The 20,813-nt window shown below is 38.4% G+C and carries 24 protein-coding genes, 1 tRNA gene and 1 pseudogene; 19 read left to right on the top strand and 7 right to left on the bottom strand.

Annotated elements, in window-relative coordinates; translation table 11 throughout:
• Nucleotides 1-17: 17 nt before the first annotated feature.
• Nucleotides 18-114: transfer RNA gene (locus tag HC179_RS19430), tRNA-Sec, on the bottom strand.
• 138 nt (nt 115-252) lie between these two features.
• On the opposite strand from HC179_RS19430, the gene HC179_RS19425 reads away from it, so the two are divergent.
• From HC179_RS19425 to HC179_RS19390, 8 genes are all read left to right on the top strand, one after another.
• Entirely contained in the window at nt 253-1,014 is a 762-nt protein-coding gene (locus tag HC179_RS19425) for an AAA family ATPase (protein ID WP_168865844.1), read from the top strand.
• Nucleotides 1,015-1,034: 20 nt separating this feature from the next.
• Complete coding sequence (locus HC179_RS19420) at nt 1,035-1,694, top strand: DUF429 domain-containing protein (RefSeq protein ID WP_168865843.1); 660 nt, start codon at nt 1,035-1,037, stop codon at nt 1,692-1,694.
• 83 nt (nt 1,695-1,777) lie between these two features.
• A complete protein-coding gene (locus HC179_RS19415) occupies nt 1,778-2,254 on the top strand; it encodes a GyrI-like domain-containing protein (RefSeq protein ID WP_168865842.1) in 477 nt (158 codons plus the stop codon).
• 17 nt (nt 2,255-2,271) lie between these two features.
• Nucleotides 2,272-2,763 carry a GyrI-like domain-containing protein gene (locus HC179_RS19410; RefSeq protein WP_205825396.1) on the top strand — a complete coding sequence of 164 codons (492 nt, stop codon included), beginning with the start codon at nt 2,272-2,274 and terminating at the stop codon, nt 2,761-2,763.
• A 133-nt stretch (nt 2,764-2,896) separates the two neighbouring features.
• A complete protein-coding gene (locus HC179_RS19405; protein ID WP_168865841.1) occupies nt 2,897-3,277 on the top strand; it encodes a GntR family transcriptional regulator in 381 nt (126 codons plus the stop codon).
• Between the two features lie 3 nt (nt 3,278-3,280).
• Nucleotides 3,281-4,177, top strand: a complete 897-nt coding sequence (locus HC179_RS19400; protein ID WP_168865840.1) for an ABC transporter ATP-binding protein — start codon at nt 3,281-3,283, stop codon at nt 4,175-4,177.
• A complete protein-coding gene (locus tag HC179_RS19395) occupies nt 4,161-4,916 on the top strand; it encodes a hypothetical protein (protein ID WP_168865839.1) in 756 nt (251 codons plus the stop codon). Before HC179_RS19400 ends, HC179_RS19395 begins: the two co-directional genes overlap by 17 nt.
• Nucleotides 4,913-5,590 (top strand): hypothetical protein, encoded by a 678-nt coding sequence (locus HC179_RS19390; RefSeq protein WP_168865838.1) that lies wholly within the window; start codon nt 4,913-4,915, stop codon nt 5,588-5,590. Before HC179_RS19395 ends, HC179_RS19390 begins: the two co-directional genes overlap by 4 nt.
• A gap of 35 nt (nt 5,591-5,625) precedes the next feature.
• Here HC179_RS19390 and HC179_RS19385 read toward each other — a convergent pair whose 3' ends face one another.
• On the bottom strand, nt 5,626-5,796 hold the full coding sequence (locus tag HC179_RS19385) for a hypothetical protein (protein ID WP_168865837.1): 171 nt from the start codon (nt 5,794-5,796) through the stop codon (nt 5,626-5,628).
• A 233-nt stretch (nt 5,797-6,029) separates the two neighbouring features.
• On the opposite strand from HC179_RS19385, the gene HC179_RS19380 reads away from it, so the two are divergent.
• The 6 genes from HC179_RS19380 to selB all read left to right on the top strand — a co-directional run bounded on the left by HC179_RS19380 (nt 6,030) and on the right by selB (nt 11,146).
• Nucleotides 6,030-6,860 (top strand): hypothetical protein, encoded by an 831-nt coding sequence (locus HC179_RS19380; protein ID WP_168865836.1) that lies wholly within the window; start codon nt 6,030-6,032, stop codon nt 6,858-6,860.
• A gap of 45 nt (nt 6,861-6,905) precedes the next feature.
• The gene (locus HC179_RS19375; RefSeq protein ID WP_168865835.1) at nt 6,906-7,679 is read left to right on the top strand and encodes a hypothetical protein; all 774 of its coding nucleotides are present in this window, start codon (nt 6,906-6,908) and stop codon (nt 7,677-7,679) included.
• 497 nt (nt 7,680-8,176) lie between these two features.
• Nucleotides 8,177-8,326, top strand: coding sequence for a hypothetical protein (locus HC179_RS19370; RefSeq protein ID WP_168865834.1), 150 nt, complete (start codon nt 8,177-8,179; stop codon nt 8,324-8,326).
• Nucleotides 8,327-8,491: 165 nt separating this feature from the next.
• Nucleotides 8,492-8,983 (top strand): hypothetical protein, encoded by a 492-nt coding sequence (locus tag HC179_RS19365; protein ID WP_168865833.1) that lies wholly within the window; start codon nt 8,492-8,494, stop codon nt 8,981-8,983.
• Nucleotides 8,984-9,045: 62 nt separating this feature from the next.
• Nucleotides 9,046-9,273 (top strand): spore germination protein, encoded by a 228-nt coding sequence (locus tag HC179_RS19360; RefSeq protein WP_168865832.1) that lies wholly within the window; start codon nt 9,046-9,048, stop codon nt 9,271-9,273.
• Nucleotides 9,257-11,146, top strand: coding sequence for a selenocysteine-specific translation elongation factor (gene selB, locus HC179_RS19355; RefSeq protein WP_481747980.1), 1,890 nt, complete (start codon nt 9,257-9,259; stop codon nt 11,144-11,146). Before HC179_RS19360 ends, selB begins: the two co-directional genes overlap by 17 nt.
• A gap of 24 nt (nt 11,147-11,170) precedes the next feature.
• On the opposite strand, the gene selD is transcribed toward selB, so the two are convergent.
• A complete protein-coding gene (gene selD / locus HC179_RS19350; RefSeq protein WP_168865830.1) occupies nt 11,171-12,235 on the bottom strand; it encodes a selenide, water dikinase SelD in 1,065 nt (354 codons plus the stop codon).
• A gap of 220 nt (nt 12,236-12,455) precedes the next feature.
• Here selD and HC179_RS21240 point away from each other — a divergent pair.
• Nucleotides 12,456-12,641, top strand: a pseudogene (locus tag HC179_RS21240) (Rdx family protein); the annotation flags it as partial.
• Between the two features lie 79 nt (nt 12,642-12,720).
• The gene (gene selA, locus HC179_RS19340; RefSeq protein WP_168865829.1) at nt 12,721-14,118 is read left to right on the top strand and encodes an L-seryl-tRNA(Sec) selenium transferase; all 1,398 of its coding nucleotides are present in this window, start codon (nt 12,721-12,723) and stop codon (nt 14,116-14,118) included.
• Here the strand turns inward: selA and HC179_RS19335 are convergent.
• On the bottom strand, nt 14,102-14,245 hold the full coding sequence (locus tag HC179_RS19335; RefSeq protein ID WP_010193529.1) for a small acid-soluble spore protein P: 144 nt from the start codon (nt 14,243-14,245) through the stop codon (nt 14,102-14,104). The two genes, selA and HC179_RS19335, sit on opposite strands and share 17 nt — an antisense overlap.
• A 135-nt stretch (nt 14,246-14,380) precedes the next feature.
• Here HC179_RS19335 and HC179_RS19330 point away from each other — a divergent pair, with 135 nt between their 5' ends.
• Complete coding sequence (locus tag HC179_RS19330) at nt 14,381-14,647, top strand: hypothetical protein (protein WP_063561001.1); 267 nt, start codon at nt 14,381-14,383, stop codon at nt 14,645-14,647.
• Nucleotides 14,648-15,158: 511 nt separating this feature from the next.
• On the opposite strand, the gene sspO is transcribed toward HC179_RS19330, so the two are convergent.
• The gene (gene sspO / locus HC179_RS19325) at nt 15,159-15,308 is read right to left on the bottom strand and encodes a small acid-soluble spore protein O (protein ID WP_010193533.1); all 150 of its coding nucleotides are present in this window, start codon (nt 15,306-15,308) and stop codon (nt 15,159-15,161) included.
• Nucleotides 15,309-15,604: 296 nt separating this feature from the next.
• On the opposite strand from sspO, the gene acnA reads away from it, so the two are divergent.
• Together acnA and HC179_RS19315 are read left to right on the top strand one after the other, a co-directional pair.
• On the top strand, nt 15,605-18,310 hold the full coding sequence (gene acnA / locus HC179_RS19320; protein WP_168865828.1) for an aconitate hydratase AcnA: 2,706 nt from the start codon (nt 15,605-15,607) through the stop codon (nt 18,308-18,310).
• A gap of 559 nt (nt 18,311-18,869) precedes the next feature.
• Nucleotides 18,870-19,379, top strand: a complete 510-nt coding sequence (locus HC179_RS19315) for a TlpA family protein disulfide reductase (protein ID WP_168865827.1) — start codon at nt 18,870-18,872, stop codon at nt 19,377-19,379.
• A 39-nt stretch (nt 19,380-19,418) separates the two neighbouring features.
• Here the strand turns inward: HC179_RS19315 and HC179_RS19310 are convergent, their stop codons facing one another.
• Both HC179_RS19310 and HC179_RS19305 read right to left on the bottom strand, forming a co-directional pair.
• Entirely contained in the window at nt 19,419-20,114 is a 696-nt protein-coding gene (locus HC179_RS19310; RefSeq protein ID WP_168865826.1) for a DUF1287 domain-containing protein, read from the bottom strand.
• A 13-nt stretch (nt 20,115-20,127) separates the two neighbouring features.
• Complete coding sequence (locus tag HC179_RS19305; RefSeq protein WP_168865825.1) at nt 20,128-20,586, bottom strand: DinB family protein; 459 nt, start codon at nt 20,584-20,586, stop codon at nt 20,128-20,130.
• Between the last annotated feature and the right edge of the window lie 227 nt (nt 20,587-20,813).

Genomic DNA, 20,813 nt, shown 5'->3' with positions numbered 1-20,813 from the left:
AAGATCACTTTTATGTATGGCGGGACTGCGTGGGAATCGAACCCACCTGAGACGGCACGCGCCTCACAAGCGGTTTTGAAGACCGAGACAAGCACCAGCATTGCAATCAGCCCCATGCTTTGGATAGTACCATTTTACTTTTTGCTTTGAAAGAATGCAATAGGAAAGTGGCTCATAATAGTGGAAACATTTGTTCGGTTGTGGTACATTATTTACCAAGAGATCTAATTTCCAAAAAGGAGGGAGAAAAAGTTGAAATTAGAGAAAGATACGCAATACATAAGAGGCATCACATTGAAAAGAGAATTCATTCCCACATATGATCACTTCCCTTTCAATCTTCCAGTAATAAAAAATTTGAACACTCTTCATCTCCATCCTAATGTCACCTACATCATCGGAGAAAATGGCATGGGAAAATCCACGCTGCTTGAGGGAATTGCTATTGCTTTAGGCTTTAATCCTGAGGGAGGAACGTTAAATTTCAACTTTACAAGCTACGACTCTCATTCCGAGTTAGACAATTATTTACGTATTATAAAAAGTGCAGAAAGACCCTCGGATAGCTTTTTCTTTAGAGCGGAGACTTTCTATAATGTCGCAACTAATATTGAGGAAATGGATCGAGAATCTGGGGGAGGAAGAAGAATCATTGATTCATTTGGAGGAAAATCACTACATCAGCAATCACATGGGGAATCTTTTTTTGCTGCATTTGTGGAGCGTTTTCAAGGAAAGGGTTTATATATCCTAGATGAGCCGGAAGCAGCCTTATCTCCGCTTAGGCAGATGTCTATGCTTGCCAGAATTAACGAGCTGGTGCAAGATGGATCACAGTTCATCATCTCTACTCACTCTCCGATTGTCATGGCTTATCCCGGTGCGAAAATCCTTGAACTGACTACAGAGGGAATGTGTGAAACCACTTTGGAAAAGACTCCTCACTTTACCATCATGAAGCAATTCTTCGATGATAGGGATAGGATGTTGTACCACTTATTTCAACCTAATTGAGTAAATAGGAGGGAGTCAACATGATAGTAATTGGGCTGGACTTGGCTGGTCCAAGTAATCATAAGGATACTGTGCTTACCGTATTTCAACAGAGTGAGAATTATTTGATTTTCCAAAAAATGATCTCTAACATCAGCGATGAAGAAATACTAAACGAAATTTTAGACTTAAGTAGACTAGATGAGCTCGTCATTGGAATAGATGCGCCATTATCCTATCAGGATGGAGGTGGCGACAGGATAAGTGATAAACAGTTAAGAAAATTTATCGTTTCCCTTGGGATGAAGTCAGGTTCGATTATGCCTCCCACATACACCAGAATGGTATATCTTACATTAAGAGGGATCAAACTCACCAGAGAGATAGAGAAACTCCATACGACTTTCCCCGTTTCTATAGTTGAAGTACATCCTGGAGCCGCGATGGGGACAAGAGTAACGGAAAAAGAATTAGAACACGTACTTACATATAAGCAAAATCCTTCATCACGAAAATATCTTAAGAACTGGTTTGAACAACAAAACGTAATCGGGCTGCCAAAAGGGGTGGATAATGAAAGCCACTCCATCGATGCTTGTGCAGCAGCATTGGCAGCATGGCACTGGGCGGACCACTCACTAAAACCACAATGGATATTTTTTGCGCAACCTCCTCTACATCCCTTTGATTATTGTTGTTAAATCCAATAGTTTGAAAAAGGATATTTCTCTCTTACATCGAATTCTATTAGTGGTTAATTTATCCAAAAGGAGCGGGCATTTGTATGATTCAGAATTCCATTGCAACATTTAAGTGTGAAGTGGTTCAAAGAAAAGTTCAGTTGGTTGGTCAATGTGCGACAGGTAATTTCCCACAGTCCTTTCCTGAAGTGGCGATGAATGTACAACAAGTCTTTGAGAAAAGAAGAGGCGAAGTGAGGAAAACGGTAAATCCTGATGTAATTTATAGTCCCTACCTTGCAAACAGTCTGGTCGCAACATATTTTGCCTGTGTGGAAGTGAAAGAATGTGACGATATACCAAAGGGGATGTTGGCATTAAATATCCCAATGACAACATACGCAAAAATAAGCTGCTCAAATAAAACGATAGATAAGGGGTATGAGCGAATCTTTTCTTGGATGAAGGATAATGGATATCGTCAAGAAAGTCTCGAGAAAGCGTTCCCAATGGAAGTTTTTTATTTTGAAGATGATGTAGAAGAAGAAATTGTAGAACTATATATTCCTATTATTGATTAATAGAGGAGGATGCTTTAATGAAAACAATGGTTGGTGAATTAATAACCATCCCTTCTTATCGTGCGATGGGTCTTAAGTGGGAAGGTTCTTATGCGGAAGTTCCAAAATTAAGAGAATTAATCATACAGATGAGTAACCGAGTTAACGAACTTAGTTATGTGAAAAATCCTGGAACGCAATTAGGGTTATCTTATCACCTAAGGTCAGATGGATTTATTCATTACTCTGGTTTTGAAGTAGATGAAAAACAAGAGTTACTACCTAGAATGGTCGAAATTACTGTTCCGGAGATGAGTTATTTAAAGGTTGCGCACCCAAAAGGAAAAGATCTTGGTGTCACTTATACGGAAATTTACCAATGGTTTAAAGAGTGTGACTATAAACCATTAAAGGAAAAAGGTATAGAATATTACGATGATCTTCCAATTAAGCATGAAAGATATCCTGTCGATAGAAATCTAGAAGATCCACATTTTGAAATCCTTATTCCAATAGAGCTGAAATCATGAATACAAAACGATGCCACTTGCTGGTGTCGTTTTTTTGTGTAAAAAAATTCCTCTATAGCCGTTGCATTATTTTGGTAACTATAATATACTACATTACAACACTAATGCACTATGGTTGGACGGAGGTGGAACTTTGATCTTAAACACGGATGGTACAAAGCCGATATATGTGCAAATTGCCGAATGGCTTGAGACGGAAATCCTAAACGGAAATTTCCTCCAGGACCAAAAAGTATATTCGCAATATCAATTAGCTGAAATCTTTAATATAAATCCTGCAACTGCTGCAAAGGGGCTTACATTATTAGTCGAAGAGGAGGTCTTATACAAAAAAAGGGGGCTCGGCATGTTTGTGACAGAAGAAGCACAAGCTATCATCCTGACAAAAAGGCGTGAATATACGTTAAAAAGACTGGTTACTGAATTGGTATCAGAGGCAGAACAACTAAATGTAGGCATGGATGAACTGCTTGAAATGGTTAGGAAAGAAAGTAAACAAAGCAAGGGGGAGTAATAGATGAAAGTAGTGGAATGTGAAGGTTTAATCAAGGAATATGGTCGCTCAAAAGCACTTAATGACTTGAGTTTCCAAATTAGTGAAAATAAAATAACAGGGTTGATTGGGAGAAACGGTGCAGGAAAAACGACCCTTTTAAAAATAATGGCGGGGTTTCAGAAGCAGACTTCAGGAACGGTGAAAGTGTTTAATGAACAGCCATATAATAGCTTGTTTGCATCAGCCAACAGCATTCTTGTGGATGATCAGATGGCTTTTCCAATTGCGTTAAATTTGGGAGAGGTGTTGGATGCAGCTGCAAAATTTTACCCAAATTGGGATGAGGTATTGGCTAAGAGGCTATTTGACTATTTTTCCTTCCGGGCAAATCAGAGACATAGTGATTTGTCCAAAGGAATGAAAAGTACCTTTAACATGATTGTTGGATTGGCATCAAAATGCTCGCTTACATTGTTTGATGAACCAACTACAGGAATGGACGCTTCCGTCAGAAAAGACTTTTACAGAGCTTTGCTTAAAGATTATATCGCTAACCCAAGAAGTATAATCATTTCTAGTCATCATCTAGAAGAGATGGAGGATCTACTTGAGGATATCCTTCTCATGAAAAATGGCCGGAAATTATTACACGTCTCTGTATCTGAATTGAAAGAATACGCAATTGGCGTAAAAGGAAGCGCACATGCACTTACAGAGTGGTTGGTTGACAAAGAAGTGCTATACAAAAAAGAAATCGGTGCTTCTATGATTTATGTTGTAATAAAAAACGTTTACTCAGAAAAAATCAAACAAGATGCTAATAAGTTGGGGTTTGAACTAATACCAGTTTCATCTAATGACGTATGCATCTATCTAACGAATAATGACAAAGGGGGTATTGATGATGTCTTTAAATAAAGTAACCCTGGAACAAGTAGTAAGAAACCAATTTTTTTATAAAGTAGGCGCTTATTCCGGAGTATTCATATCTTTAATAGTTCTACAACTTATTGCTGTAGTGTTCTCTCTAAATGGAGTAGGAAACTCAAGTTGGGGTTCTGAACTATTAAGCTACAATCTTCACTATTATTCTGGCAATATAGTTTTTGTTTTTACCATGTTATGGGTGTTTATTGTATCCATTATCATTACATCAAAGAATTACAGGGATGAGGATTTCTCATTTGTTAGCAATAGATTGAGTAGTGATTTATCAAATATATTATTTATTGTTTTGGTCAGTTTTATCGGAACTGTTACAGCTCTATTATCGACATTTTTGTTAAAAGTAATTCTGTTATTTCTCCCCAAATTTGATTTGTTCTATCATTCTCCAATTTCAATGAGTATGGGTAACTTTTTGTTTTTTGGAATGGTGACAGCATTTTGTTACATTTTCCTATGCGGAGCAGCAGGATATTTTATTGGAACGTTGGTTAGGTTGTCTTCACTTTTCAAGATATTGGTTCCTGTTGTGTTTGTGGGCTACTTATTCATTGGAGATATGTTCAGTGAAGTTAGCGGTCTAGCTACAGTTGTTGAATTCTTTTACTTTGAATCTTCTCTAGTAACATTTGTTCTTAAAATATTTTTCACTGTGGTTCTCTTGTTCGTAAGCTCCGTTGCCATTTTCAATAGAATGGAGGTCAGACAATGAACATTTTAATATTGATAGGGGTTATAGTGGGTATCTATATTTTCTTTTCAAAAGGAGTGAAAAGGGTTAAATTTTTGACTTCCATCAAGAAAAACATTTTTGTTTTGGGAGGATATGCAATTGTTTTGCTTGTCTCAATGGTTATCTACTTTATGATACCAGATGAGAATTTTATGGAGGTACAAAGGCAAGGAAAAAACCAAAGTGGATTTCTTCTTTTTGAAAACCTAATGAATAAAGAAGAAGTGGACGAAAAGTATCTTGCAAGTGTTGATGCTTATCCACTAAAAGACAAAGAGCTTGTAATAAGAAATAAAGCAGGATTTGCAGAGTATAATGTATTATTCCAAAAAACAGAGGAGTTACAGGAAGAAATAGAGGTTCAAATTTATAAAGGGCAGTTTGAAATAAATGAGTTTGATTTTTCAAATGAACTCCCCCTACCCACGATTAACTATACTAATAACATAATAGAAGTGGAGAATGCCCCATATTTTGAAAAAAATTTAGCATTTTTAACACCTGAGTTTCCGTTTACGCAATTTAGTGGAGAACGTTGGGAAGTGCAAGGTTCTGGCAGTGCCCAGAGTAGTCCCATCATTTACATCAATATACCAAAGGATGTTGATGTAATCTGGAATAAAGACAATATTATTGTTGATGAAGTAAAATAGATCAAACCCAGCATGAGTCGTACATTCATGCTGGGTTAGTTGTTTTTCTCATCCGTTCTCTTTTTGGCGATATAAAAAGCCAGGATAACCAGTGGGATTGCGATAAAGAAAGGTATATTGATGTGACTCTGTGTTACGATAGCCAAAAGCAGTAATACTCCAATTCCAATAATGATATATAAACATCCTCTCCCGAAAGTCTCCAATCAGGCTCCCCCTTTAGTTTTTTATAAGTATAGTCTAACTTATGCTCCTTTGTTGTTCGAACAACCCTTAAAAAATTTTAGTGGCATTGAAGAAGGTCAAAGTGCACAACAAATGGCTAAATCTATCAAAATTCCATATTTTCTAACTTTTTTCTGTGTAAACCGACAAAAAATAATGCCTATTAAGGAATATTGTAGTAGGTATGCGTTACAACTGGAAAGGAGGTGAAGCGATGAATGTGCGTCACAGTTTGATTCTTTCACTTTCCTTACTGTTTTTACTGCTTTTTCCTACTATTGGAGATGCTGAAAAAGGGACACATCAGTCTGAAGGGAACGGAAAACCTGCTGAAAAAAATGTGGTTGACTCAAAAAGGGGTTCTAAGAAGGAAGAGACTACTGGCAATACCTATGCCGAAATTCCTAATAATGAGAATACTAGAGCAAACTACAGCAATGCTGAATTACCTAAGGCTGATAAAAAGCCAGAGGTAGCTTTGCCACATAAAGAGAGGCAGTCTGAACCTTCCAATAAGCTGCATGCCCAGGCAAATAAGAAAGCAAAAAAGGTTCGGTTAGAGAAAACGGAGAAAAGTAAGAAATCAAATTCAAACCAGCCTGTACATAATAAATCAGAATCAAAGAAGCCGTCTGAGGTTGTTAAAAAGGAGCCTAGTAAAAAGGTTCGAAAGGAACAACTAATAGTCAACATGGCAAATAAATTAGATGGTAGATCTAACAAGTCGCCCACTCTTAGTCAAGTCAATAATGTAACCGTAAAGGCTAATGGCGAATTACCGATGGAGGATCTCCCTGAGCAATTTCCAGAATCAGAGTCTCCGGAATTTTTTATATCCCAGACAAAGCCTTCAGGAAGTAACGCGAAAGGACAATCTTCTGATCAGAAAGTATCATCTACATCTATCTTTGACCTGATAGCAGGATCTTTAGAGGACATACAAGTGAATTTCTTGCAACCTTATGTAATGAGGCAACATATTTATCGGGACCAGTGGGTTAACGCGCCACCAGCACCGCCACCAGAAAATGCTCTTTTTTTCTAATATTATATAAAACTATTATGATACGGAAAAGGGAGCGAATTCAAAATGAAAATCAACTTTATTAATGGTAAAACAGTCGTAAAATCTTTAGTTTTGGCAGGTGTACTTTCTTTAGGATTTGGAGTTGGAATGAGTGAGGCTGCAGGGAAAGAGAACAAGCCAAATGCAGCACAAAAAGTGGAATCTGTAAAAGAAGAGAAAGTAAATTCTTCTGCTAAGTCTGCTGTACACTACTCCACGGAAGAAAAAGTAGAAGAGCCTAAAGAAGCACAACCGGTTATGGATGAAGTTCAGGAAGAGCCTGAAACGGAAGAAGCGGTTGAAGTAAAAAAAGAGAAAAAAGAGAAAAAAGAGAAAAAAGCAAACAAGGGCCGTTCTATGGCAAGTGAAAAAGCCAATGAACAAGCTAAACTGAATGCTGCCCCTAACGCTGCTGTACACGGTAATGCTGAAGAAGTAGAAGAAGAAATGACTGAGGAAACTACGGAAGAAGCAACAGAAGAAGTGACTGAGGAAACTACAGAAGAAGCAACGGAAGAAGTGACTGAGGAAACTACGGAAGAAGCAACGGAAGAAGTGACTGAGGAAACTACAGAAGAAGCAACAGAAGAAGTGACTGAAGAAACTACAGAAGAAGCAACGGAAGAAGTGACTGAGGAAACTACTGAAGAGGTAAGTCCTTCTGTTGAGAACAAACAAAACGCTAACGGTAGCAAAAATGCTAACGAAAAAGCGAAAGAACATGCTGCACTTCAATCTGCAGTTCGTGTTACCGTTGAAGAAGAAACAACGGAAGAAGATGAAACTGAAGTAGAATAATTAAGTAGTAGACTCCAGGGTTTATACAGAATCCTGGAGTCCTTTTTTCATTTTCTTCTGAGATTTGGAAATGTCCGAAGATTTTACAGATTTGACCGAAGTTTTTGGAAAGTTGACCGAAGTTTTTCGAGAATTGACCGAAGATTTCATGAATTTGACCGAACGAAATTTTCAATTGACCGAAGGGGAGAATTTTGTGACCGAACAAGGGCATTGAATTGTCCGAACTAACCACTTTAAGGTAGCAGAATTGACCGAACTAATGAGAAAAGTGACCGAACCAAAAATTCACAGCAAAAAACAGGGATTTTTGCATTAAAAAGCATTAAAAAAGCCCTTTTTTAGTACTTTTTATACCATTTGGAGCCACCCCCTTCCTTCTGCATCCTCGCCTTTAAACCCGCCCCAACCTATATTTACACTCCCCTGTCACATTTTTTAACAAAGCGCATATACTTTCCATTGTGTGATAAAAATTTTGAAAGGAAGTATGACAAATGAAGGAATTAATTTTAAAAGATCAAATGGTAATTGCAGACTGCAAAGTAGAGACATTTGTAACAGATTTTAAAGTGATCGAAGTGAATGTTTCTGATTCAACAGAGACCTTACCTGCATTAGTAAATCCAGTAAAACTAAATTTCTAACATCCAAATAAAAATCTTGCAATCCTACATAATGGAAAAGCAAGAAGGGAGAAGCGTATCCACTATTGGTTTACGCTTCTTTTGCGTTCTACCGTAGTTTCATTTCAAGTTTTCCAAATTGATTGGTATAATTATAATTAAAGACTATTTTAATGGAGGAACAATTTGGACCAGTATTGTACAAAGCATAAAAAAGCTCTCGTTGAGCGTTATCATAGAGCCACTCAAGAAATTGAAGTATATTGTGTGGATTGTGAAATAGAAAATAAATACGAGACTCAAGTACAGAACAGCAGTCAAGTTAAAAGGAAGATAATGAAGAATTTGAGCGGAAAGATATGGACTGTTTTGGTGGTGTGCACTCTAATAGTCCTTTTTATCCCGATACATACTTTTGTGAAGATAATCCTTTGTTTCATGTTATTTATATTAGCAATAAAGATAATTTTTGACCCTTTTTTATCGCGGCCCCCTGAAGATCGAAAACCTGACTGGGACGATATCCGTGCGAAAGCGCTCAATCAAAGCAGTATCCAGGCAAATGAGGTAGCAAACATCAAAAGACAATGGAAAAAGGGATTTTTGCAAGAAAATAAGCATACAGCTTGGACGGAAGAAGAGTGGCAACAATACTTGAAACAACACTATAGAAAATAGGACGTCCACCTATACAAGCATAAACATGCTATCATACGCTATCATATTAGGGAGTGATAGAGATGGCATGCTTTATTAATAAAGTAGTAATTAAAGAGGTCAATGGCGGAGTGGTAAACTTCGGGAATATCTTTAAAGTTTCTCCAATTGCTGAGGAAACTGGTGTAACTGGATCGGGTTCAGGAAATCTTGGACAATGCATCAAGACCTTTACTAAGATTAGTGTCGTAAATGTATGCGGAAAGAAAAACGTAGAAATAAATGATGAAATAGGTGAGGGGTTTGACTGATAAGCACTATACAATTGGAATGGCAGGGCATATTGATCACGGCAAGACCACGCTGACGAAAGCTCTGACTGGAGTGGATACGGATAGACTGAAAGAAGAGAAGGAGAGACAGATATCCATTGAGCTCGGTTATGCACCTCTTAATATGGCTGATGGCTCCCTTTTATCTATTATTGATGTGCCAGGGCATGAACGATTCATTCGGCAGATGATTGCAGGGGTATCTGGAATTGACCTGGTCATATTGGTTGTCGCTGCAGATGAAGGGGTAATGCCACAAACGAGAGAACATCTGGAAATTGTTAAATTCCTGCAAATTCAAAAAGGAATAATCGCTATAACCAAAAAAGATAAAGTGGAAGAAGAATTTTTGGAGCTTGTTAAAGAAGAAATAATGGATGAGTTAGAGGGTTCCGTATTTCAACATGCGCCAGTTGTCTTTATGGACAGTACAAAAAATATTGGCATTGATGAGTTGAAGGACACGATTTTAGATCAATTAAAAAATATTACAGTCAAGCAGGAAAGTGGAGAGTTTCGCTTGCCGATTGATCAGGTATTCACTATTAAAGGGCAAGGGACGGTTGTCCGGGGAACGATTATGGAGGGGTTGATACATACAGATGACGAGCTTCAAATTCTTCCTTCTGAAATACCTGTAAAAGCAAGGCAGTTGCAAGTGCACAGTAAAATGGTTGAAAAAGCAATGGCGGGTCAGCGAGTTGCTGTGAACCTTCCTAATATAAGTGCTGCAGATATCAATCGAGGAGATGTGCTTGTTCATTCTCAAACATATGATCCAACTGATACCATTGATGTATGTTTAACATTTATTAAGAAGCTTCAATATCCAATCAAGCAAAGAAGTATATTGAAAGTACATATAGGAACTGCTGAAGTAATGGGAAAAATTATATTTTTTGATCGAAATGATTATCAAGATTCGCATGAAGAAGTACTGTGTCAGTTGCGATTAGAAGAAAAAATCACAGTAAAAAGAGGAGACAGGTTAATCATTAGAAGACCGACTCCAGTTGAAACAGTCGGTGGTGGTTGGGTTATTCAAGCAAAAGGTTCTAAATATAAATTTGGACAAAACACGATACGAACACTTCAAAAAGTGAAAGAAGGGAGCCCAGAAGAAAGAGTTTACCAAGCACTAAATAAAAATAAACTGTTAGAAATCAATGAACTACAAAAACAAACCGGCTTAAGTTTAAAGGAGTTAGGTTCATTATTAGAAGCTGGAAAATTGATCAGAATTACAGAAAATTACATTTCAGGTCTGGTAGATGTAAAAGCCATTTTACAACAAGTATTGAACTATATCCGTGATTTTCATAAACACTATCCTTTAAAAGCGGGAGTGGCAAAAGCGGAATTACTTTCACACTTTACAAATTCGGTACCCAAAGATTTAGTAGAATATGTTCTTCAATCACTTCAAGATGACCGGAAGATAATGCGACAGGAAAGTTTGTTGTTTGAGGCTGGCTTTGAACCTCACTTTCCTCCTTCTTGGAAAAAAAGGATGGAACAGGTTTTGTCGCGTTTGGAAGGAGACGGTCTTACTCCTCAGCCATATTTGGAATATGGACGGGCGGCGGAACTTCCTGAAAAAGAGTTGCGTGAACTTCAACATTACCTCATCAAGCAGAAAAGGATGTATTCGTTGGATGACAAGCATCTAGTTAGTGTGCAACATGTAGACGATTCCATCACGAAATTAAAGAAGGTATATCCAGAAAAATTAGAGCTGAGCGGGGTAAAAGAGGTACTCGGTTTGTCGCGCAAATATTTAATACCTTATATTGAATTATTAGATGCGTTACAGATCACGAAAAGAGAGGACTCTGTTAGGTATTGGATATAATGGAAAACGGAGCTACTGAAGTATTCAGCTAGCTCCGTTTTTGTTTACATAAATACATTTTTCTCTTTTTTCTGAAACAGATCCAATAATTGCAGCAAGCACATCCTGCTCTTTCAATTTACTTACATATTGATATGCTTCAGATACTGGCATGCTTACAAGTAAGCCTCCTGAAGTGATCGCATCACACAATACAAGTTGTTCATGTAGAGTGACGGAATTATGGTAATGGACATCGCTAGTTAGCCATTGATGGTTGGATTTAGATCCTCCTGGTATGACACCGTCTTCTGCCAACTCATATGATCCAGTCAATACAGGCACCTTTTTCAGGTCGATATGTAAGCTTACGCCGCTTCCACGAGCGATTTCACCCGCATGACCTAAAAGGCCAAAGCCTGTAACGTCTGTCACAGCATTCGGGCTGAATTGTTTCAACGTTTCAGCTGCATGTTTGTTTAGGGACGCCATGGTCTCTGTTACAAGAGTAATTTGTGCATCAGTTGCTTTTTCCCTTTTGATAGCGGTAGTAAGAATGCCTACCCCGATTGGCTTTGTCAATACTAGTGCATCCCCAGGGCGTGCACCGGTATTCTTCCATATCTGTTCTGGATGGGCAAAACCTGTAACGGATAAGCCGAACTTTGGCTCCTGATCATCAATGGAATGTCCGCCAACAATGACTGCACCAGCTTCCTTCACTTTGTCCAATGCACCAGATAGGATGGCGTGTAGAATATCGGGACCCAATTTCTTAATTGGATATCCGACAATATTTAGAGCTGTTTTTGGAGTGCCTCCCATCGCATAAACATCACTCAATGCATTGGCAGCAGCAATCTGTCCAAACATGTAAGGATCATCCACAACCGGTGTGAAATAATCGAGCGTTTGAATCATGGCTATCTCATCGTTAATTTTATAAACACCGGCATCATCAGAAGTGCTAAAGCCAACCAATAAATTAGGATCGTGGTTATTTGCAGGTAAGTCACGCAAAACTTGCGCGAGGTCACTAGGACCAAGTTTGCATCCTCAGCCAGCTTTCGTCGATAGTGATGTTAAACGAACTTTTTCGTGTTCAGTCATTATACCCACCTCCTGTCTACATTAAAGTATATTCCTACTTTTAACACTTATCCAGTGATAAAGATTTGAATTTTGCGAAAAGATAGTAGATGTACTATGATAGTACTAGTGACTGAGAAGGAATATCTTGGTCATCGTAGTGAAAACTTGCATAGGAGGAAAAATCATGAGCAATTTCAAGGTATCAATCGAATTTTGCATGCAGTGAAACTACGCGCCAAAAGCCGCGAGTTTCGCGGAATCACTATTCACACATTTCCGTTCTGACATTTCGTCCATGGAACTAATTCCTAGTTCCGGTGGAAAATTTGAAGTATCGGTTAATGGGGAAAACATTTATTCCAAAAAAGAGACAGGTGTATTCCCTAAAGCAGAAGACATTATTGCACAATTGGAAAACAAGTAAGAGGGAAGGGGCGACCCTTCTCTTTTACGTTTTCCGTAAGGTATAATAGTAAAATGATTTATCGGAAAAGGTGAAAAATATGAAAGATATTTTACGTAAAATCCCCCCCGTTCATGAATTAAAAAACCAACATACATTTTTGCTCCTAGGCAAAAAGTACAATCTAGATGAAACTGTACTTACTTCAGTAATCAGGCAGGCATTAGATGTGGTAAGAAATAAAGTGAAAAATGGACAGCACATAGATAAAAATCTTACTTTCTTCATTTGGGATGAAATTGAGAAGATATTAAAAACAAAAAGTCAACCAAGCCTTCACTCTGTTATCAATGCAACAGGCACCATCCTACACACCAATTTAGGTCGTGCTAGGTTAAGCAGAGAGGCAATAAACAGAGTGATAGAAGTTGCGGAGAACTATTCCAATCTTGAGTTTGATATATATTCTGGAAAACGGGGCTCTAGGCACGATCTCGTGGAAGATTTAATAAAAGATGTTACAGGGGCAGAAGCAGCGATCGTGGTAAACAATAACGCAGCGGCTGTATTTCTGATTCTGAATGCATTTGGTAAAGGAAAAGAAGTGATTGTTTCAAGGGGCCAACTAGTGGAAATCGGAGGGTCTTTTCGGATCAGTTCTATTATGGAAGAGAGCGGTGCCAAACTTGTAGAGGTAGGAACCACAAATAAAACTCATTTAAAAGATTATGAACAAGCTTTGAGTGACGAGACAGCGATGATACTAAAAGTACATACAAGCAATTTTAAAATAATTGGATTTACCCAATCTGTTTCAACAGAGGAGCTTGTAAGTCTAAAACAAAGGCAAGAAAAATTAGTTGTCTATGAAGACTTAGGAAGCGGTGTGCTTTTTGATTTTTCGGCAAAGGGGATCGGAGAAGAACCTGTCGTAAAAAAGGTGCTGCAAACCGGAGTCGATCTTGTATCCTTTAGTGGAGATAAGCTATTAGGTGGCCCTCAAGTAGGAATTATTGCTGGCAAGAAAGAACTGATTGAACAACTCAAAAGACATCAATTAGCACGGGTACTAAGGGTGGATAAAATGAGCTTTGCTGCTTTAGAAGCGACGATCCATGCATACGCTAATAACAAAGCTGAAAGTATTCCTGTTGTGAGAGATATGCTTCTCACCCCACAAGAGGTTCTTGAGAAGGCCATGATTTTCCTGGATTCCGTGAAAGAGTTGGAATTATTTAAATGGGAAATTTATGATGTCGAGTCAATGGTAGGCGGAGGAACCATGCCTGATGTGACTCTGCCATCCATTGCGGTTAAGGTAAACGCTGAGTCCCTTTCTGCGCAGGCTCTAGCAGACGAATTAAGAAAAGGGACCCCAAGTATAGTAGTCCGTGTCCAAGATCAACAGGTGATTCTGGATTTCCGAACTATTACACAAGGGGAAATACCTAAGCTAGCTGATGCTTTTCGTAAAATCGAGCTTACATATCGTGGCTAGAATTATGCTTTTGGCGGGTATGCTGGCGGTTTTTCACTTTATGAGATCCGCTTAAAGGTGCGGGTTGGCCTGATTGATTATCTTTAGGCTGGTTTCTGACCATATCTTTATGACTGTTCTTGTTCATTGTTTATCTCCTCCTTTGCTTATAGTTTTTGAAAAATGGACAGGTTTATGCTCAACTGTCTGAGGTATATTTTTCATTTGTTCGGGCAGTATAGGTAGAGCTATTATTTACTTTGACCTAAAGGAGCGAAAAGATATGCCATATCATAAAGATAAACAGCAAGCTTTCCAAGCAGCGCAACAAGGAACAGAACAAGCGAGAGATGTGTACGAAGCAATTGTCAGAAATGATCCAAATTACGGGCACGATTTCAAACGATTAGAAAATGAAGTAAACGAAGCGATGGAACAGATCAACAATGCCCTAGAGGTAGCATCCGAAACACAACGACCGCAACTCATGCAATTTCAAGCGGATCTTCAACGCCTGATGCAGCAAGGGGAAGGGAATACGTTGGAGTAGAAGGTTGTATTGTGTGAGGCCATGTTTAGGCCAACCTTGAACCGGTAGTTTGGGTTTTAGGTTGGTTTTTTTGTGTTGATGTGGAGTGGATGTTAATACGGATAGGATATTGATGGTCTTTTGGTAGGAATTGAGGAGAAAATGCTGGTAAAGGACGAAAAAACGTCTTCTAATTTAGTGTTGAACATGGTTCGGTCACTTTAGTTCAATCTTCGGTCAAAAAACGATGGAATTATGAGAAGTTCGGACAATTAATAGGGGTAGTTTGGACAACTTTTACTGGGTGTTCGGCCAATTAGAAATTTCGTTCGGTCACTTTTCGAAAAACTTTGGACAATTTCCCAGAATATTCGGTCACTTTCACCAAAACTTCGGTCAAATATACAATATCTTCGGACATTTGAGTTTTGCAACTACTCTACACCTCATTATTGATGAAGAGAGATCACCAAGTAACGAATACAAAAAAACCAACCCTACAGAAGTAGAGTTGATTCCACATTAAGTACTATTACTGATTCTTCTTACGTTTTTTATTATTCTGCTTTTGTGCTTCTGTCAAAGGCTCATTGGAAAGTTCCTCATTGTACCCGGCACCTTTGCCCTGTCCGCTGGCACTATTCATCCCTTCAATGACATGATTCGATTTTCTTTTTGCCACTTTGCTTCACCTCCATTTATAGTTTCTCCTGAGGTTTGAACGTCATGTATTTGTGGAATATTATGAAAGATAAGCGTAACTTATGTGATTTGATAACTTTATTGATATTTACTTATGAGAAATGTTGTATTAAGATAATATTGTAAGGACTATTCGGTGGGAGAAACAACTCGAAATTTGTCTCAAAGAAAAACATTCGCAAACGCTTTCCACTAAGAAGAAAGCTTGTTTTTCAATGCCTATTAATTGTTCATAGCGAGGTCCTATTAAACTATGAGTAGCAGGGGGTAATACATATGACGAAGCAAGATGTTTTTAATGCCCGCACGTCTTTTGATGTGAACGGCAAAACGTATCATTACTATTCTTTGCAAGCGCTTGAAAAAGCAAACATTGGTAACGTATCACGCTTACCATACTCCATTAAAGTATTATTAGAATCCGTTCTACGTCAAGTAGACGGCCGTGTAATCACTAAAGAGCACGTTGAAAACTTAGCAAAATGGGGAACAGACGAGCAGAAGGACGTGGATGTACCATTCAAGCCTTCCCGTGTTATTCTTCAAGATTTCACAGGAGTTCCAGCTGTAGTTGACCTTGCGTCTTTACGTAAAGCAATGGCTGATGTTGGTGGAGATCCTCAGAAAATCAATCCTGAAATCCCGGTTGATCTTGTAATTGACCACTCTGTACAAGTTGATAAAGCTGGTACAGCTGACTCTTTAGACTTCAACATGAAGCTTGAGTTTGAACGTAATGCAGAACGTTACAAATTCCTTAGCTGGGCGAAGAAATCTTTTGACAATTACCGTGCAGTTCCACCAGCAACTGGTATCGTTCACCAAGTTAACCTTGAGTATTTAGCAAACGTTGTTCACGCAGTAGAAGAGAATGGCGAATATGTTGCCTTCCCTGACACGCTTGTTGGTACTGACTCTCATACAACGATGATCAATGGTATCGGTGTTCTTGGATGGGGTGTAGGTGGTATCGAAGCAGAAGCAGGAATGCTTGGCCAACCTTCATACTTCCCGGTTCCTGAAGTTGTTGGGGTTAAATTGACAGGTGCACTACCTAACGGTACAACTGCAACTGACTTAGCATTAAAAGTAACGCAAGTATTGCGTAAACATGGTGTAGTTGGTAAGTTCGTTGAGTTCTTCGGACCTGGTGTATCTGAACTACCACTAGCTGACCGTGCAACAATCGCAAACATGGCACCTGAGTACGGAGCAACTTGTGGATTCTTCCCAGTTGATGAAGAGTCTCTTGATTACATGCGTTTAACTGGACGCAGTGAAGAGCAAATCAAATTGGTAGAAGAGTACTCCAAAGCAAACGGATTATTCTTCAGCCCTGATGCTGATCCTATCTACACAGATGTAGTAGATATCGACCTTGGGGAAATCGAACCAAACCTTTCCGGACCTAAACGTCCACAAGACCTTGTGCCACTATCCATGATGCAGGAAACTTTCCGCAATGCATTAGTAGCTCCACAAGGGAACCAGGGCTATGGTTTAACTCCTACTGACATTGCTAAAGAGGTAGAAGTGACATTGGCTTCTGGTGAGAAAACAACGATGAAAACAGGATCTATTGCGATTGCATCCATTACTTCCTGTACAAATACATCCAACCCATACGTATTGATCGCTGCTGGTTTAGTTGCGAAAAAAGCGGTGGAATTAGGATTGGAAGTACCAAGCTTCGTGAAAACATCCCTAGCACCTGGCTCAAAGGTTGTTACAGGTTATCTTCACGATTCCGGACTTCAACCATATCTTGATCAATTAGGTTTCAACATCGTAGGTTACGGTTGTGCGACATGTATCGGTAACTCCGGTCCATTGGCGGATGAAATCGAAGAAGCAGTAGCAGAAAACGACTTGCTTGTTACTTCTGTACTTTCTGGTAACCGTAACTTTGAAGGACGTATCCACCCGCTTGTAAAAGGTAACTACCTTGCATCTCCACCTCTAGTTGTGGCATATGCACTTGCTGGTAATGTGGATGTTGACCTTCAAAATGATGTAATTGGAAAAGACAAAGATGGAAACGATGTATTCTTCAAGGATATCTGGCCTTCTATGACAGAAGTGAAAGAAGTTGTTAAATCAACGGTAACTCCAGAGCTATTCCGTAGAGAATATGAGCATGTATTCGATGACAACAAGCGCTGGAATGAAATCCAGACTTCTGATGAGGCATTATACTCATGGGATAATGATTCCACTTATATTCAAAACCCGCCGTTCTTTGAAGGATTGACTGCTGAAGCGGGTACGGTAGAACCACTTACAGGTTTACGTGTAGTTGGTAAATTTGCAGATTCTGTGACAACTGACCACATCTCTCCAGCTGGTTCCATTGGGAAAGATACACCTGCAGGTAAATACCTACAAGCAAATGGTGTAACTCCTCGCGAGTTTAACTCCTATGGTTCTCGTCGTGGTAACCATGAAGTAATGATGCGTGGTACTTTTGCAAACATCCGTATCCGTAACCAAATCGCTCCAGGTACAGAAGGCGGCTGGACAACTTACTGGCCAACTGGCGATGTAATGAGCATTTATGATGCTTGCATGAAGTACAAAGAAGAAGGCACTGGCCTTATGGTCATCGCTGGAAAAGACTATGGTATGGGAAGCTCCCGTGACTGGGCTGCTAAAGGAACAAACCTACTTGGAATTAAAACAGTTATCGCGGAAAGCTTCGAAAGAATTCACCGTAGCAACCTTGTTCTAATGGGAGTTCTACCTTTACAATTCAAAGATGGCGAAAGTGCAGAAGTACTTGGCTTGACTGGTAAAGAAACGTTTGAAGTAGCTGTTGACGAAACAGTTAAACCACGTGACTTTGTAAAAGTTACTGCTACAGACGAAGAAGGAAACAAGAAAGAATTTGAAGCGCTTGTTCGTTTCGATAGCGAAGTAGAAATCGACTACTACCGTCACGGTGGTATCCTGCGTATGGTATTACGCGACAAGCTAAAAGCATAATTCAATTTATAAGCTGGTCTCTTTTAATCCGAGACCAGCTTTTTCTTTTGACTTAAATGTTATAAAATTGACATAGGTTAAACTACCGTACACTTATATGTATGGTTAAATGATAGTAATACATCGTAAAGGAGTACGGTATGGATGCTGTTCAATTAGGTCCGCTGCTAATAAAGAAGTCTTATCTGGTTCTTCTTTTTTCATGTTTATTAGCATATCTTTATATTGCTATATACCTTAGAGATAAACCGGAATTGGTTAAAACAGTGGAGAATCATTTAATAACTGGTTTACTGATATGGATCCTTTTCTTTAAATTCAGTATTATTATATTCAGGCCGTCCATTATTTGGACAAATCCTTTTGGTCTGCTATTTTTTACTGGGGGGACAAGGGGTTTTTATCTAGCAACATTTGTAACAACAGCGTACTTATTTTGGAAACTTCATCAATCCAACTTACATATTAGAACTTCAACAATCATTTTGATTCCAAGTATAGTTATCATCATCTCTAGCTATTACGGAATAATGGCAATTTTATAAAGGTGGGAATGTAGATGGTAAAAAAAATAATAGCAATTGCCTTTCTAGTTGCATTAAGTGGCTATGCAATCCTTCAGGTTTTTGGAGAAAAAGATCCGGCTACTGGCACACAACCAGGGAACAAAGCAATGGACTTTGAACTAAGTACACTAGATGGAAATACAGCACAACTATCCGATTATGAAGGAAAAAAAGTCATTGTGAACTTCTGGGCTACTTGGTGTGGTCCGTGCAGAGCTGAAATGCCAGAAATGCAAAAATATCACACAGAAAATGAGGACGTCGTGATGCTTGCTGTTAATTTGACTACTAGCGAGCCAAGTATAGATTCAGTTAGGAAATATGTAGAAGAGGGTGGATATACTTTTCCAATTCTTCTTGATGAAGAAGATATCTTTAGGCACTATCAAGTCTTGACTATGCCATCTACTTTCTTTATCGATTCAGAGGGTGTCATTTCCTATATGCATTTAGGACCCATGACATATGAGTTGATGGAAGAACAGGTTGGTAAAATGAATTAATGAGGGAGGTTGTACAGAGGAAGGTCTGTGCAACCTCTTTTAATATTTCCAGCGAAAATGACCGGTTATCGGCGATTTAAAAGATGTTAACTTAATTTCAGATGCAAATGGGTAAGTATTATGAATAATGTATGGGATACCATCTTTCGTACGTTTATCAGAAACAATGCCAACATGATCAAAATCTCCACCAAGAAACACGACGATGTCACCAGGTTGCCATTGCTCTAAATTGTGTATATCACCTTTTTTAACTTCAGTGGTCAATGATTCTGCATACCTTTCAAAAAAGACAGATTGGTTTGGGACACGCCTAAAATCAATATTAGGGTCAGGTGAACCGCCGACTCTTGGATACAATTCTGTATTTTCGGCTATGTCTTTATCCATAAGATCCTTTAAGTTTATTGCTGCTCCTAAAAGACCACGCCAGACCACGTCCGTACAAACACCTTCTGTATCTGGTGGATAACCACCGTCATAATACACACTTTTATAAGGTGTACGCTGCTCTACCTCTTTTCTTGCAGTATAAACAATGTCTAATTCATCTGGTATCCCATTATTATTTTGATCTGAGCCAGATAATGTGGAAGGGATATCCATCGTTTTCTTAAAAGGAAGAGAAACATTAATTCCAAGATAGTCCCAAATGATGCCTTCCTTAAAAAGAAAGGTAAAGCATAAAAGGAAGGTTAGGATACATGAGATAAAAATCCACGTTTTCTTCTTCATGTCTCACCTCTATTCAGTCGGCCATGTTTTTAATTTGTTCCATATGGTGTATATCGTGTTCCACAAACATGCCTAGAAATGTTTGTGGAGTAAAATTGCGTTTATTGTTTCCAATGGTGAATTTTACTTCTTGATTCAATTTTTCCATATTACTTATTAACTTCTTCCTAGTAATAACAAATTCCTCTAATAAATCATTAGTACTTGAAAAAGACTTTATGGAGTGAATGGCTTTATTATTGTATTCATCATGTTCTGGAAAGTTTGGTAGAACACCGCTGTCCTTCATTTCAGGTACCATATCTTCCAATAAGAATAAATCCCAAAAGTATATATGACCGATGATTTCCTTGATGGACCATTTTCCTTTTTGTATTGGTTGGTTTAGTTCGCCTTCGGTCTTGGTTGTAAATGAATAAAAGAATTCCATATTGTTTCGATAAGCTTGATAAGGTGAAATTGTCAATTCCATAAAAAAAATCCCCACTTTATATAATTTTCTTACTTTTAATTGTACAGTAACTATGAAAGTGAAACAAGAACATATATTCGTTTTAAGTGGTTTTTTATACCAGTTTTAAATTTTCTGAAAACGGATATAAAAACAATAGCTACTTCTCTAAAAAGATCTCTATTTCACTGATATCTTCTAATTTTCATGAAATTCTAATTAATTCCGCTTAAAGTTATCATAATTTT

The sequence above is a fragment of the Bacillus sp. RO1 genome (assembly GCF_012524115.1).
In the GTDB taxonomy this organism is placed as follows: Bacteria; Bacillota; Bacilli; order Bacillales; family Bacillaceae_I; genus Sutcliffiella_A.
The sequence above is the reverse complement of the archived record's forward strand: the minus strand, read 5'-3'. Positions and strand labels throughout refer to the sequence as shown.